The 14501-nt window shown below is 34.8% G+C and carries 14 protein-coding genes and 1 other annotated feature; of the genes, 6 read left to right on the top strand and 8 right to left on the bottom strand.

Features of this window, described 5'->3' with window-relative positions:
• Positions 1-44 precede the first annotated feature (44 nt).
• The 5 genes from OEV82_RS04880 to OEV82_RS04860 all read right to left on the bottom strand — a co-directional run bounded on the left by OEV82_RS04880 (position 45) and on the right by OEV82_RS04860 (position 2838).
• Entirely contained in the window at positions 45-284 is a 240-nt protein-coding gene (locus tag OEV82_RS04880) for a DUF896 domain-containing protein (RefSeq protein ID WP_173657771.1), read from the bottom strand.
• 78 nt (positions 285-362) lie between these two features.
• Positions 363-791 carry a hypothetical protein gene (locus OEV82_RS04875; protein ID WP_263061211.1) on the bottom strand — a complete coding sequence of 143 codons (429 nt, stop codon included), beginning with the start codon at positions 789-791 and terminating at the stop codon, positions 363-365.
• An 82-nt stretch (positions 792-873) separates the two neighbouring features.
• Positions 874-1521 (bottom strand): alpha/beta hydrolase, encoded by a 648-nt coding sequence (locus tag OEV82_RS04870; RefSeq protein ID WP_173657773.1) that lies wholly within the window; start codon positions 1519-1521, stop codon positions 874-876.
• A gap of 136 nt (positions 1522-1657) precedes the next feature.
• A complete protein-coding gene (gene cbpA / locus OEV82_RS04865) occupies positions 1658-2275 on the bottom strand; it encodes a cyclic di-AMP binding protein CbpA (RefSeq protein ID WP_173657774.1) in 618 nt (205 codons plus the stop codon).
• Positions 2276-2415: 140 nt separating this feature from the next.
• The gene (locus OEV82_RS04860) at positions 2416-2838 is read right to left on the bottom strand and encodes a hypothetical protein (protein ID WP_263061209.1); all 423 of its coding nucleotides are present in this window, start codon (positions 2836-2838) and stop codon (positions 2416-2418) included.
• A 174-nt stretch (positions 2839-3012) separates the two neighbouring features.
• Between OEV82_RS04860 and OEV82_RS04855 the strand changes: the two genes are divergently transcribed.
• Together OEV82_RS04855 and OEV82_RS04850 are read left to right on the top strand one after the other, a co-directional pair.
• The gene (locus OEV82_RS04855) at positions 3013-3378 is read left to right on the top strand and encodes a PadR family transcriptional regulator (protein ID WP_263061208.1); all 366 of its coding nucleotides are present in this window, start codon (positions 3013-3015) and stop codon (positions 3376-3378) included.
• Entirely contained in the window at positions 3362-4372 is a 1011-nt protein-coding gene (locus tag OEV82_RS04850; RefSeq protein WP_263061207.1) for an HAAS signaling domain-containing protein, read from the top strand. The genes OEV82_RS04855 and OEV82_RS04850 overlap by 17 nt, the downstream gene beginning before the upstream one ends.
• A 171-nt stretch (positions 4373-4543) precedes the next feature.
• Here OEV82_RS04850 and cysC read toward each other — a convergent pair whose 3' ends face one another.
• Positions 4544-5146, bottom strand: coding sequence for an adenylyl-sulfate kinase (gene cysC, locus OEV82_RS04845; protein WP_173657778.1), 603 nt, complete (start codon positions 5144-5146; stop codon positions 4544-4546).
• 23 nt (positions 5147-5169) lie between these two features.
• Entirely contained in the window at positions 5170-6318 is a 1149-nt protein-coding gene (sat, locus tag OEV82_RS04840) for a sulfate adenylyltransferase (RefSeq protein ID WP_263061206.1), read from the bottom strand.
• A 346-nt stretch (positions 6319-6664) separates the two neighbouring features.
• Here sat and OEV82_RS04835 point away from each other — a divergent pair, with 346 nt between their 5' ends.
• A complete protein-coding gene (locus tag OEV82_RS04835) occupies positions 6665-8281 on the top strand; it encodes an MFS transporter (protein WP_263061205.1) in 1617 nt (538 codons plus the stop codon).
• A 160-nt stretch (positions 8282-8441) separates the two neighbouring features.
• Here the strand turns inward: OEV82_RS04835 and OEV82_RS04830 are convergent, their stop codons facing one another.
• On the bottom strand, positions 8442-9734 hold the full coding sequence (locus tag OEV82_RS04830) for an MFS transporter (RefSeq protein ID WP_173657779.1): 1293 nt from the start codon (positions 9732-9734) through the stop codon (positions 8442-8444).
• A gap of 291 nt (positions 9735-10025) precedes the next feature.
• On the opposite strand from OEV82_RS04830, the gene OEV82_RS04825 reads away from it, so the two are divergent.
• The 3 genes from OEV82_RS04825 to OEV82_RS04815 all read left to right on the top strand — a co-directional run bounded on the left by OEV82_RS04825 (position 10026) and on the right by OEV82_RS04815 (position 14427).
• Positions 10026-11195, top strand: a complete 1170-nt coding sequence (locus tag OEV82_RS04825) for a DUF4317 domain-containing protein (RefSeq protein ID WP_173657780.1) — start codon at positions 10026-10028, stop codon at positions 11193-11195.
• A gap of 385 nt (positions 11196-11580) precedes the next feature.
• Positions 11581-12834 (top strand): C40 family peptidase, encoded by a 1254-nt coding sequence (locus tag OEV82_RS04820; protein WP_263061204.1) that lies wholly within the window; start codon positions 11581-11583, stop codon positions 12832-12834.
• Between the two features lie 229 nt (positions 12835-13063).
• Positions 13064-13299 (top strand) — a binding site (T-box leader).
• 51 nt (positions 13300-13350) lie between these two features.
• Positions 13351-14427, top strand: coding sequence for a bifunctional 3-deoxy-7-phosphoheptulonate synthase/chorismate mutase (locus tag OEV82_RS04815; RefSeq protein WP_173659798.1), 1077 nt, complete (start codon positions 13351-13353; stop codon positions 14425-14427).
• Positions 14428-14501 lie beyond the last annotated feature (74 nt).

Below are 14501 nucleotides of genomic sequence, written 5' to 3'. Positions count from 1 at the left end.
GGGAAAAGGAGCTTGTTAAAGAGCTCCTTTTGTAATTCGAACATTTATCGATTGTGCAAGCCTTTTTCTTGTTGAATTTGTTTTAATTTTTCAGGTGTTACATCATTATTCTGATCATCGACAATCTTTAAACCTTCTATTGTATTGCGCATGCCAAAGCGGAAGTTTTCAATATATTTTTTTCTTAACTCAATTTGTTCCTTTTGTTCTGCAAGGGTGAGTCCTTCCGTTTTTGCTTTTTTTGCCAGTGCATTAATTCGATCGAGTTGATGTTTTGGTAACATATGGACACTCCATTCAAAAAATAATCATTTTCCTTTCGTGTTTATTATCTCTGTTTTGTAGAAAAATTACCAATAAAACTATTTAAGAATATTATCATCGCTATTTTTATTGTTATGGAGTTTATAATAGTGCAGAAATTGATCAATGCTTTGATCTTCTAACAGGAGTTGTTTCGTTTTTTTCATCGCTTTTTTTACTTTTTTTAAATCGTGTTTATCTAGTTCAGGGCATTCAGGGTTCGTTTTCATCCAGCTAAATTCTGGATCAGTATAAATTCGAGTGGAGCTGTAACAGTTCGGACAAGTTAAGTACGATTTATACTTCGGATCAATAAGTTGTTGTAATTCTTCCTGATAACGCCGATGAAATTTGCCGCATGTATCACAAATATATAGAGTATTCATTTCTTCCAATTCAATATGACGGGATTGAATTCGATTCGTAATCGTGAAAGTCACGAGGAAACTGATAAGTGCAACGGAAAGGATAAGGGCAACCAACCACATTCTAATCACTCCAAAAATTTTCTATACTTTAACTGTAACAGAAAAGGATTCATGATGGTAAAAAAATGACGGGATTTTCCCGTCATTCTGTGTTTAATTGCTCTTTTAACCAAGTGCGGAGGTCGTTGTAATTCTCTTCAGTTACAAAATGTCCTGCTTGGTAACTTTTAAATGAAAAATTTGCTTTTGTTTTTTCGAGGAAGTTTTTACTCTCTAATGCGAAAGCGTAAGGCAGAACAGGGTCCTGCATTCCATGAGAAATGAAGATGTTAAGTTTTTCAAGATTTTTTGTTTTATTTTCTTCTTTTACAAAAGTTGGGATATAACCACTTAATGCGATTACACCTTTTATGCGACCAAAGTTTTGAATCGCAAAGGACATGGAGACGATGGAACCTTGGCTAAATCCCATTAAGAAAATATTTTCGGCGTCAATCGGATAATGTTGTTCAGCATAGGTAATAAAGGCTTCTAAAGTACGCAATGCATGATCAAACGTATCGCGGTCGGGTGAGCCGAAGTTTTGGAAAGTAAAAAAGGCGTAGCCTGGTGGTTGGATAATCGGTCCCCGAAGACTAAAAATAAACATTTCGTTTTCAAAGCCTTCAACAAGAGGAGGTAAGTCTTTTTCATTGCTGCCCATCCCATGTAACATGAAAAGAACAGGGTACTTTTTACCGGGATCAAGATTCGATGGTTTTTTTAGTTCATAATAAAGTGGCGCATCCATCTCATTCATCCTTTCCAATGCAATGTAAGCTCATTAATACATATACTACCAATAAAAAGGGAATAGGCAAAGTTTTATAGATTGTTTTCTTCAAAAAAGGCTACCTTTTTGTCATAAGATAGCCTCATTAGTTGGATTATGAAAGTCGGTCCATGTGTACGATACGAAAATTAGCTTTCGTAAGTTCTTCATGTATTTTTTCTAAAGTACTATGTTGTACTTCTTTCGGTACCGTAATAACAATTTGTCTAACAAATTGGTCGCTGTGTAGTGTAATCAAGGATTGAATGGGAGAGTACTTACTAATAATACTTGTCAATTTTTTTAATGTATGATCAAAATCATATACACCGATGGTTAGCATATGTCCCTTTGTATGAACACCGAGGGCATCTTCAAATATTTCCATCACTTTTGAATGGGGGAGAATGCCAGTAAATTCTCCTTCTGCATTTACAACTGCCAAATAAGGATATTTTTTGATTGAAAAAAATACGCGGAAGAAAGATTCATCTTCACGAACGGTGGCATCTACATCCTCCGCAATATTTATAACAGAATCCTCAAAAGAGCCGTCATATTTAAATGTATCAATTTCATAGACATTCCCTAAAAATTTCTTTTCGGTTTTATCTAAAATCGGTACACAGCGAAATCCAGTATCTTGTAAAAATTTTTTTGCCTGTTGAATGGAAAAATCCTCCGTTACATATTTCACAAATTTTCGGTCTAAATAGTTATATTGAACTTGCATATCATCCCCACCTTTTTAAGTCATTACATTATATATTCATCTGTTTGAAAAAAGACCTATTTTAAGATGTCTATCAGTTTTCAAATATCACAATGAAAAAGGTTGTAAGTCGCACATGGCCTTACAACCTTTTTTCTCTTCTACCATCGTAACACGACCAACATGCTGCAACATGAAAAGTTATCAGTTGAGTTATCGAATGTAATTTGGATTGCTGACGGTGTAAATGAAACTTTATATTTTATGCTAATGCCAGCTGATTTTATCAATTGTTCGACTCTTACTTGATCTGATTTTTGGGCGGCATCCATTAATTGGTAAGCATATTCAGTAGATTGAATAATGCTGTTTATAAATAAAGTGACTTCTTTCATTAATTCTTGAAACCGTTTTGCTGATTGTTCGAATCCTTTCGTATCAACTGGTGGGAAAGAATTTTGTTGACGATAGCACGGACACATCGGCATATTGAAGTATTGTGTATTTGGCCACACGAATGAGTATGGCGTACCCCAATGAAACGGTTGGTAAGAATAGGTGAGATAGGGATCGTGGTACGACATATTTTCTCCTCCTCATGAATCACAGACTATTTTATTCTATGTTTTTAAGCCGTAAAGCGTTAATTGTTAGTTCTTCTAATATCTTTTGAAGCATGTAATTTATAAAATATAATAATTGGAACTTTACAATACTGTATATCATACACTATAATGAAGGTCGGGAGGAGAGCAAAATTGAGTGAGATAAAAGAACATTTAGAGAAGTTAAATCACGAATTAAAACGAGGGACATTGACAATTGCTGTACTTAGTCAGCTTAAAGAACCACAATACGGTTATTCATTAGTTACTAGCCTAGAGGAGAAAGATTTTCCCGTAGAAGCAAATACCTTATACCCGTTATTAAGACGATTAGAAAAACAAGGGCTATTAGAAAGTAAATGGGATACGAATGAGACAAGGCCACGAAAATATTATTTATTAAGTAAAACGGGAGAAAAGGTGTTTGAACAATTGGTCATTGAATGGAAAAAAATGGTAATGAGTATGGAAAATTTACTTAACAATGGTGAGGGGGAGGAAAATGGAACTAGTCGATAGATATATACATGCAGTTACGCAAAAATTACCTTCAAAAGCGCGCGAAGAAATTGGAAAAGAATTACGTGGATTAATCGATGATATGTTGGAAGAAAAAGCGCAAGGAGATCAGATCACTAATCAACATATAGAAGATGTACTTTTGGAACTTGGAGATCCAAGGGAGTTAGCATTAAAGTACCGCGATGATAAAAAGTATTTCATTGGACCGACATTATTTGATCCATTTGTCATTGTTTTGAAAGTCACATTGATTTCTGTTTTTGTGATCATGGGTACAGGATTTATTATTAAGATGATTTTATATCCACCAGAAATTTTAGATGCTTTTATTCATTTTATTCTTGATATTGTAACGGTAGTCCCAATGGCGGTAGGATGGATTGTCCTTTCCTTTGCACTTGTTGAAATTCTCATTCCAGATGGAATAAAAAAGAAACAAGTTGATAGGGGAGATCGTTGGCATCCTGCAGATTTACCTGAGATTCCTCATCCAAAGGGCCGCATTAAAAAGGGGGAAGTGATTACTGGGATTATCTGTTATATGATTTTAATTGCTCTCTGTTCTAGTAAGTTTTTAGGTATTTGGCTATTTGAAGATGGTCATTTCAAAGCTGTTATTCCTTTTTTTAATCCTAATTTTTACGGTTATCAGCTTATCTTTATTTTACTCATTTTTGGTGTTGGAATTATTAAGGAAGCATTAAAATTGGTTTTTGGCAAATGGACAATTAAATTAGTGATTATTACTGCTGTTGTAAATGTTTTATCAATCATTGGATTGTTAATATTCATTTCGCTTCCGGATATTTGGAACCCAGAATTTATGAAGGCTCTTGTTGAAAATGGACTATTAATTGAGGGAAGTGAAACATATGTGACAGTAAAAAATATCTGGTATGGAATTACATTGTTTCTAACGATTTTTTTTCCGATCGCCTTAATCTGGGATATTGTTGATGGTTTGATTCGTGTACAGAGAAGTAAATATTAATTTTTTGGGCACAATGGGTCCCATTGTGCTCCTTAGGTAGTGGATTGTTTCGAAGAAGGAAGTTTATATTAGAAAAGTTAAATATGCTGATGATATCTAGACTAGTATTCTAGTTTAATAAAAAAACACCTCTATTTTGAAAAATATATAAAGAGGTGTTTCTTAAATTTATTAAGGGTATTGTAAATAACCATTTTGTTTTAAGTAGTCTAAAATCACTTGTACTGACTCTGTTATTGTTAGTTTTTCTGTATCAATGACAATTTCTGGTGATTTTGGTTCTTCGTAAGGGGCGTCAATTCCTGTAAAGTTTTTGATTTTACCCATTTCTGCTTTTCGATAAAGCCCTTTTGGATCCCTTGCCTTACATACTTCGACCCTTGCTTTAACAAAGACTTCGATAAACTCGCCTTCATCAAACAATTTTCTAATTTGCTCACGATCTTCTCGGAATGGTGATATCGTTGCAGCTAAAGTAAGTAAACCGGCATCAACCATTAACCTTGCAACCTCTCCAATTCGGCGGATATTTTCTTTTCGATCTGCAGGACTAAATCCAAGGTTCGCATTTAACCCATGGCGTAAATTGTCTCCATCTAAACGGTAGACATGAATGCCTAACTGAAATAGTTCCTTCTCCAATTCAACTGAAATCGTTGACTTGCCTGATCCCGATAAGCCCGTAAACCAAAGGACGGCACTTTTATGTCGATTTAATTGATGTCGATCTGTTTTTGAAATTTTTGACGCATGCCAAGAGATATGTTTTCCCATACTTAATCACCTAAACTTTCATGTTATGAACCCATTCCGTTTATTAACACGTTCGCAACTTCAGGTCGAGTAAATTCCTTTGGTAATTCCTCCCCGTTCTGAAGTTTTTTACGAACTTCTGTCCCGCTTAAATGAACGTGGAAACTTTGCTCGTGAGGACAAGTTTTTTCTGTGGTCATGTTTTCGCATTTTTTACAGTAAAATGCATGATCAAATTTTAATATTTGAATGCCAAGTTCATCCTCAAATTGCTCCACATATTTTTGAGCATCATATGTGCCGTAAAAATCTCCAACTCCTGCATGATCACGACCAATAATAAAATGAGTACATCCATAATTTTTACGGGCGATTGCATGTAATAGCGCTTCTTTTGGCCCTGCATAGCGCATCGCAGCAGGAAAGACAATAAGTTTTGTTCGATTTTTTGGAAAATAGTTTTCTAAAAGTACTTCGTAACTTCGCATCCGTACGTTAGCAGGAATGTCATCTGCTTTTGTTTCACCCACAAGAGGATTTAACAATAAGCCGTCAACAATTTCGAGAGCACACTTTTGAATATACTCGTGGGCACGGTGGACAGGATTGCGAGTTTGAAATCCGACAATCGTTTTCCAACCAAGTTTTTTAAATAGTTCACGTGTTTCTTTAGGCGTCTTATAATAAGAATGAAATTCGTTATAGTTTTGTCTGTTTAATAGTATAATTGGGCCAGCAAGATAAATCTCCCCACATTCATATAGCCTTTTGACTCCGGGATGAGTAGGATCGGTGGTTCTATAGACTTTTTCAGCTTCAAGGAGCTTATTCGGTGTGTACATTTCTTCTAAATGTATAAGTCCATAGATAACGCCATCTTCTCCAATTAAGGAAATGGTGTCGCCAATTTGGAATGATTCAATTTCTTTTTTATGAGCTGGTAATGTAATTGGAATGGGCCAAATGATGTTATTTTTTAAACGATCTTTTAACAATACGGACAGGTAATCTTTAGAATTCATAAATCCTTGCAAAGGGCTGAAGACACCTGTTCCAATCATCTCCAGATCGGATATCGTCCATTTGGAAACCTTCAATTTTTTAAGGTTTTTTGCTTTTTTTAAGAGTGCGTTTTGTTCAGCTTCTAACTTTTCCCGGTTTATTAAAATGCCGCCATGTGGCCTAATAGACAATTGTATAACCTCCTAAATATTATAGAAGAAGTTTTATTTTTGCTTAGTTTCCTATTGGATTTACATTGTAGTATATGAAAAAATGAGATGATTCGTATAGTCAGAAAACTAGTTTTATATAGTTATAGAAGGCAAATCTATAAATAAAAAGTAGACTTGGTAAAATTGTCATCCATACAATTGTTGAATCAAGATTGTTAAAATTTCTCTAAAAAAATCATTGGTATTTTCATCAAAAAAGAGTAAAATATGATTTGTATTGTAAGATGAATTTTATTTTTTTATCTAATGTGACATTTGTGTCACTTTTATAGAAAGGTTGTTGGATAGCTTGAAAAAAAGGGGAATGTCGAGTTCGACTTGGGCAATTACATTATTTTGTATTGGCGTATTTATGGCAGCCTTAGACAATGGTATCATTAGTGCTGCGTTGACGACCATCAACAATTCTTTTGATGTATCAGCTAACTGGGGAGCATGGGGAGTAACGATTTATACTCTCGGCTTAGCCATTAGCATACCTGTTGTTGGAAAAATTGCCGATCGTTATGGTCGAAGAAAGTTATTTCTTGTAGAAATAGCTCTGTTTGGTATCGGTTCACTATTCGTTGCCTTAAGTCCTAACTTTGGATTTTATTTAGTAGCTCGCTTTATTCAAGCGATGGGGGGCGGGGGAATTTTCATTATCGGAAGTTCCCATATATTAAGTACAGTTCAAAAGGAAAAACAAGGAAAAGCCCTTGGAATATTAGGTGGGATGAATGGGATTGGTGCCGTATTAGGTCCGAATGTTGGTAGTTTTATATTGGATTTAACGGGAAATTGGCATTATTTATTTTTCATTAATGTGCCCATTGCAATCGTATTGATTATTTTAGGGTACTTCAAGATTGAAGAAACAAAAGAGCCATCTACTGGTAAGATGGATTTATTAGGAACGATCCTTTTATCTTTATCGATCCTCGGAATAATGTACGGTATAACGAATATTGAAACTGATTTTTGGGATAGTGTAACTCAACCTGAAGTATTTGGTTTTATTATAGCGGGGATTGTCCTATTCTCAATTTTAATTCTGTATAACCGTGCGTTAGAAAATCGGAAAGATGGCGACCCGGTATTACCTGTTCGTTTATTAACACAACCGCAATATTTGTTGACACTGTTCGTTGGGGCACTATCGGGTGCTTTACTTGCTGGAATGGTTTTTATACCAGCCTTCTCTGAGCAAGTTTTAGGTATTCCAGCCGAGTATTCCGGTTATTGGATGACACCGTTAGCTTTAGCTTCTGGTGTTGGTGCGGCCTTAGGTGGAGCATTAGTTGATAAGCGGGGGCCAATTTTAACCGTCTTTTTATCAGGACTAATTACAGCTATCGGCTTTCTGTTATTCCCTACTTGGATTGATGACAAATGGCAGTTTGTAATTTCATCCTGTATCGCAGGCTTAGGGATGGGGGTTTTATTAGGTGCTCCGTTAAATATTTTAGCAACCGAACGGCTGGAAAAGGATAAAGGAACTGCTGTAGCTGGATTATCACTTATTCGTCAAATTGGTATGACGATTGCTCCGACCATTTATGCTGGATTTATTGCACGGGGATTTAATAAAATTCCCACTTTATTTGAAACAGACTTTCCTGATATTTTAAAAAGAAATATAGAAAATGCTGACTTAAGTCCGGAAGCGTTACAGGAGTTACAAATGATAGCAAGTTCAATGGAGCATACCAATCCTTCTATAGGTGTGAACTACGAAGGAATTTTAGAACGTATTCAAGATCCGGCGTTAAAAGAGGTCATTGAAACGAGTGTTAATCAAATTACCCAAACAGCTGCCCAATCGGGGTATAATGGTTTATTTTATACGACAGTAGTCATATCAGCCCTTGTAATAATCATGGCCATTATTTTAAAACCGGTGCGGAATAAAAATATGAAAAATAGTAAAGCGACTCCATAGAATGGAAAGTGTAATGTGTCAATGGTAGACTGTTCATTTTATACATGATGATTGAAAAAATAGTAGTACAACCTGAATTTAGGTCGTACTACTATTTTTAATTACTAACCATGTTGATGATAGTTAATTCGAGCCATCTGATGAATTAGGTAAACTCAGGTTATGCATCTAAATCCAATTTTCTTTCTGCTTGCCCAATTAGATGCTTTTTCCCCTTAACACATAAAATTGCAATAAGGCTGATAAATGCTGCGAATATCATATAAAAAGCGACCGGAATGAAAGAATTATTAAATTTTGCTAATAACGCTGTTGCCACTAATGGTGCTGTACCCCCTGCAATGGCTGCTCCAAGTTGATAACCTAGAGAAATCCCGGTATTACGAATTTTTGCGGGGAAAAATTCTGACATCATTGTACCTTGAACAGCATTAAGTGATCCCCATATAAACCCAAGTCCAATCACGGTTGCTAATATAAGTAAAAATACGGACCCTTGTTGTAATATCCAAAAATATGGAAAAGCATAAATCATTGTTGCAACAATTCCGAATAAGTAGATTTTCTTCCTTCCAATTCGATCTGATACATGACCTATGATTGGGATCATAATGGTAGCGATTAGAGCCCCAATTACAACCGCATTTAAGGCTTCCGTTTCACCAAACGATAACTGGTTAGTTGCATAGGACACAATAAATGTACCAAATATGTAGAATGGTGCTGTTTCTACTACCTTCACACCCATTGCGATTAAAACTGCTTTCCAATGATATTTTAATGTATCTGCAATGGGGAGTTTGGAAATTTCCCCGGCTTTTTGAGCCTCTTTAAATGCCGGAGTTTCATCAATTCCTTTGCGAATCCATATTCCAACTAATACGAGAGCAGCACTTAATAAGAAAGGTACACGCCATCCCCAACTCATAAACTGATCATTTGGAAGTAACGTCATCACTGACATAACAAGAGAACCTAATATTAAACCGATTGAAATCCCCATTTGTGGAACACTACCGAACAATCCTTTTTTATTTTTTGGTGCATATTCAACGGCTAGTAGAACAGAACCGCCCCATTCACCGCCAAGTGCCAAGCCTTGAATGAATCGTAAACATGTTAAAAAGATGGGAGCCCAAATTCCAATGACTTGATAAGTTGGAAGTAACCCCATACCGAAAGTTGATAACCCCATTAAACTTAATGTTAATACCAATGTCTTTTTCCGACCTAGTCGATCACCGATATGACTGAAAACAACTCCACCAATGGGGCGTAAGAAAAAGGCAATAGAAAAGGAAGTATAAGCAATTAGCAAGCCGACGACGGGATCTTCACTAACGAAGAACAGTTGATTAAAAACTAAAGAAGCAACGGTTCCGTATAGAAAGTAATCAAACCATTCAATTGCACTTCCTATTAAACTTGCAGTTAGTACTCTTGCATTATACATTATTATCACCTCTAAAATAGAAAAAATTATAGTAAACCGCTTTCAATAAATGCTAGAAAAAAAGGTTGATGAAATTTTTTACCAACTCATCTGATGACCTGAATATCTTGTGATTAGATATTACCATTTGTTACAAAAAATGTAAATTATTTTACGAATAATTCAAAAAGATAAAATGTTTAATTTCGCAGTTATGAATCGTAGTACGATAAAGTTCAATTAAGAGATGGGGAATCTACTATTACAAATTTATGCAAAAAAGCGTATAATCGAAAAGGGAGTTGAAGTAATATGAATAAAAAAGATATCGCGAATATTCGTAAACAGTTTAAATTGAATAATGATTTACTGAGAATTAAAGAAATTTTTAATGTTTATGTGCAGAAGGAAACGGGAGAAATATATTTTCATGTAAGTCAACCGTTTCAATTAATAGAACAAGAAGCACAAGAATTATTTTTAAAAAATTTTAAAAAGGTATTAACGGGACAACTTGATTCGAAGTTATTTGAACTTAAATTTGTTCAAGGGATTGAAAACAGTACCCAAACAACGCTTTATGAAGGATTACATGCACATTCTACGGATGAGTGGAAGGAATATATGCTTTCGGTTGTAGAAAAAATGTATGAAAAAAATGTCTATTCCTTTGATACCGTTGTTACATTTATTCGTGGAGAATATCGTAAACCAAAAAGGAGAAAGAACTATGAGTTAGAAGAAGATGGTTCAGAGGAAACATATGCGAGTCCATTTATTTTATGTTCCGTAAATAAAATTGACCAACCGAAAAAAACATTATTATTTGATTACGTCGAAAAAACATTTAAATCAAGTAATGATGTTGATCCGATCATCAATTTAACATCACCGTTAACCGGATTCTTCTTCCCAGCCTTTAATGACAATGCAGCCGATGTTAACCATATATTGTATTATACCGGAAAAGTAAATCAACCAGACTATCAATTTATTGAAGAAGTGTTAAATTGCGAAGAAATACTTACCGCTCAAGACGATAAAGCAATATTTGAACATATTTTAAAAGAAGTGGTAGGGGAAAAAGTGGATGCAGAAGTGATCTCTAATGTATATGAGGAACTTGACCGGATCATCGTTGAAAATGAGGAAAGTGAAGAAATGGAAGAAAGTGCTCCACCGACCATTGATTCTAAAGATATTGAAAAAATATTAACGGTAAGTGGTGTAGAAAATGTAAGTACTCAAATTGTAGAACATGCCATTAAATCGGTTCTTGATGATGAAAAGCATGAATTTAAAGCGAATAGTTTAGTGCCAAAAACAATAAAAATTGAAACGAAAGTGGCAGACCTCACCATTAAACCTAAAGATTTACGAAATATGAAGTATATTATGTTTGAAGGTAAACGATGTCTTCTGCTTGAGATTGACGATGATGTGATTGTTGAAGGGTTTAAATTAGAAGAAGCCAAACTGTAAATGAAATAAAAAAGTGTTGTTCGTTCTAGAACAACACTTTTTTATTTAATCAAAATATCTTAATAAATGAAATTTGTCATAGTAAAAAAGAACAAAATACACCCATAAAAAAAGTTATCATTCTATTTACCTATCTGGATGATAGTAATAAAATCAATATTTGTGCAGAAATGACTAAAAACATATAAAAATATATTAAAAAATAGGTAAATGAACCGATAAAAAGGTAGGGACTGAGATTTTCGTCATAGTTCTTAGTTTTTCCTTTTTATTCTACATATTTATTAAAATTTTGCTATAAAACTACCAAATTATTATCTTAACTATTATAATAGAACCAAATGTTCAGAAGTTTATAAAAAATCAAAAAACAGGAGGCGCTAAGATGTCAAATAAAAAAGTGAAGGTTTCAGTTACGGCGACAGCAGCATTAGCGACGTTACTATTATTAAATAATGAGGCTGAAGCAGCATCATATAAGGTAAAACCTGGAGATTCACTATGGTCAATTGCCCAGAAATATAATATAACGGTTACGGAATTGAAAAAAATCAATAACTTATCTTCTGACCTCATATTTCCAGATCAAGTCTTACTGACGGAGACATCCAAAAATACGAATAATCATTCAAACAACAACTCAAGTCAGCAGTCTTCCACAACTACTTCAAGTTATACGGTTAAAAAAGGAGATACGCTAAGTGCAATTGCTTTAAAATATAAAATCTCTGTGCAAAATTTAATGGAGTGGAATAATTTAACTTCTTCTTTGATCTTCCCTGGTGACGTATTAGTTGTAAAAGAAACAAGTTCCAATGCAGGATCAAATCAAAATAAGAACAATGCAACAAAGGGAAACAGTGCGAATAACGCAACGACCTATACAGTTAAAAAAGGTGATACATTAAGCGAAATTGCTTACAAACATGGAATAACGTTAAAGGAATTAATGGATTGGAATAAGTTACAAACGACATTAATCTACCCTGGCGATGTTTTAGTAGTTAAAAAGACAAATCAAACGCCTTCTAATAACGGTTCAAATAGTAAGAACAATCACAATACAAGCGGTACAAATCGTACATATACTGTTCGGGCCGGAGATTCTTTATGGAAAATAGCAAATACATTTAGTGTATCCGTCGCTAATTTGAAAAAATGGAATAATCTTAGTTCAGATACGATTTATGTTGGGCAAAGTTTAAAGATTTTTGGTGGTAACTCGACAAGTAACAATTCCTCTTCTACACCACAGGATCATATAGGAACAAGTTATAATGTAAATAAATTAATTGAAATTGCAAAAAACTTTATTGGTGTTCCATATGTATGGGGTGGTTCTTCCCCTGCTGGTTTCGATTGCAGTGGTTATATTTATTATGTATATCAACAAGCAGGACTTAATATCGGACGTTTCAATGCAGAAGGCTACTTTAATCGTTCTTATTATGTGACAAGTCCTCAACTTGGTGATCTTGTCTTTTTTAAAGATACATATAAGAAGGGGATTTCCCATGTAGGAATATATCTAGGAAACAATGAGTTTATTTCAGCAACCAGTAGTGGAGGAGTTAAAATTGTTAGTTTAAATAATTCCTATTGGAGCCAGCACTTCGATAGTTATAAACGTTTTTACTAATATTGAAATACATGCCAAAAAGACTGTCTGAATGTGGAAGATACACTTTTAGACAGTCTTATTCATATTCTTTAATAAAGATATTTCAAAGGGTGTAGAATATACTGTTTAATATGAACGTGTTTTTTACGAATATTATTGCAAGTAAAATAAGAAAAACTATTGACTCATTAACATAATCGGTTTATAATTTGTAGCAATAACTAAAAATAAAAACAATTCGCATATGTGACATGCTACGAAGGGAACGAAGTAGTGCCTTATCTCCCTGGTCAAGAGAGCTGATGGTCGGTGTGAATCAGTCCAAAGATAAGCGCGAATTACATTCTCGGAGCAGCTTTTTCTTACTTAGATGAAATCTATTAATCTATCGTAAGGAAAAGACGGTGTCAACCGTTATCCATTTGAGTGGTAGGTAAGTTTTGCCTACAATTAGGGTGGTACCGCGATATATTCGTCCCTACTGGTTGATCCAGTAGGGATTTTTATTATTAAAAAAAGATGGAGGGCATGAAAATGACGGATAGTCAATTAGCAAAATTACGTGATCAAGTTGATGAAATCAATTTACAAATTTTAGAATTGCTAAACAAAAGGGCTGAAATTGTTTTACAAATTGGCAACGAAAAGAAAAAACAAGGTGTGACTCGCTTTGACCCTGTACGTGAACGTCAATCTTTGGATATGATTTTAGAGCATCATAACGGACCTTTTGAACCTTCAACTATTAAACACATTTTTAAGGAAATTTTTAAAGCAAGTTTGGAATTGCAAGAGGAAGATTATGAACAAACGCTTCTTGTTTCCCGAAAAGCGCATCCTGAAAATACAATCGTTGATGTTAATGGGCAAACAATCGGAGATGGTCAGCAATATTTTATTATGGGACCGTGTGCAGTTGAAAGTTATGAACAAACAAGATCAGTTGCACTGGCAATGAAGGAAAAAGGTTTGAAATTACTACGTGGTGGTGCTTTCAAACCACGGACATCACCATATGATTTCCAAGGCTTAGGTTTAGATGGATTAAAAATATTGCGGGAAATTGCTGATGAATTCGATATGTCGGTTGTAAGTGAAATTATGACTCCTGCTGATGTTGAACTCGCTCTGGACTATGTCGATGTTATTCAAATTGGTGCGCGAAACATGCAAAACTTTGACCTGTTAAAAACCGTTGGTAAGGTCAATAAACCGGTTTTACTGAAACGTGGATTGGCAGCGACCATTTCTGAGTTCATTAATGCAGCTGAATATATCATTTCAAGAGGGAATGACCAAATCATACTATGTGAACGTGGAATTCGTACGTACGAACGGGCAACACGAAACACACTCGATATTTCTGCAGTTCCTATCTTGAAAAAAGAAACCCATTTACCTGTTGCTGTGGATGTAACTCACTCAACAGGTCGTAGAGACTTGCTATTGCCGGCAGCAAAAGCAGCATTGGCTATCGGAGCTGATGTGATCATGGCGGAAGTCCATCCAGATCCAGCTGTTGCCTTATCTGATTCATTACAACAAATGAATATTCCACAATTTAATGAGTTCATGGATGAAGTTCGAGCATTTTCAAAGAAATTAGTATAAGGTTCGTTGCGGTGAAAGGTATTCCTTTTCACCGCTTTAAACTACTTCATTCGACATACAGCCAAAGGTAGGTT

The organism is Pallidibacillus thermolactis, assembly GCF_025660415.1.
Classification (GTDB): Bacteria; Bacillota; Bacilli; order Bacillales; family Caldibacillaceae; genus Pallidibacillus; species Pallidibacillus thermolactis.
This window is presented reverse-complemented; position numbering and strand designations above follow the sequence as displayed.

Bases quoted from the DNA above. Each gene is read 5' to 3' on its own strand.
- cysC (WP_173657778.1), bottom strand. From the start codon at position 5,146: ATGGGAAAACATATCTCTTGGCATGCGTCAAAAATTTCAAAAACAGAT.
- OEV82_RS04850 (WP_263061207.1), top strand. From the start codon at position 3,362: ATGGAACTAGTCGATAGATATATACATGCAGTTACGCAAAAATTACCT.
- cbpA (WP_173657774.1), bottom strand. From the start codon at position 2,275: ATGCAAGTTCAATATAACTATTTAGACCGAAAATTTGTGAAATATGTA.
- OEV82_RS04830 (WP_173657779.1), bottom strand. From the start codon at position 9,734: ATGTATAATGCAAGAGTACTAACTGCAAGTTTAATAGGAAGTGCAATT.
- OEV82_RS04820 (WP_263061204.1), top strand. From the start codon at position 11,581: ATGTCAAATAAAAAAGTGAAGGTTTCAGTTACGGCGACAGCAGCATTA.
- OEV82_RS04875 (WP_263061211.1), bottom strand. From the start codon at position 791: ATGTGGTTGGTTGCCCTTATCCTTTCCGTTGCACTTATCAGTTTCCTC.
- OEV82_RS04835 (WP_263061205.1), top strand. From the start codon at position 6,665: ATGTCGAGTTCGACTTGGGCAATTACATTATTTTGTATTGGCGTATTT.
- OEV82_RS04880 (WP_173657771.1), bottom strand. From the start codon at position 284: ATGTTACCAAAACATCAACTCGATCGAATTAATGCACTGGCAAAAAAA.
- OEV82_RS04825 (WP_173657780.1), top strand. From the start codon at position 10,026: ATGAATAAAAAAGATATCGCGAATATTCGTAAACAGTTTAAATTGAAT.
- OEV82_RS04860 (WP_263061209.1), bottom strand. From the start codon at position 2,838: ATGTCGTACCACGATCCCTATCTCACCTATTCTTACCAACCGTTTCAT.
- OEV82_RS04870 (WP_173657773.1), bottom strand. From the start codon at position 1,521: ATGGATGCGCCACTTTATTATGAACTAAAAAAACCATCGAATCTTGAT.
- OEV82_RS04815 (WP_173659798.1), top strand. From the start codon at position 13,351: ATGACGGATAGTCAATTAGCAAAATTACGTGATCAAGTTGATGAAATC.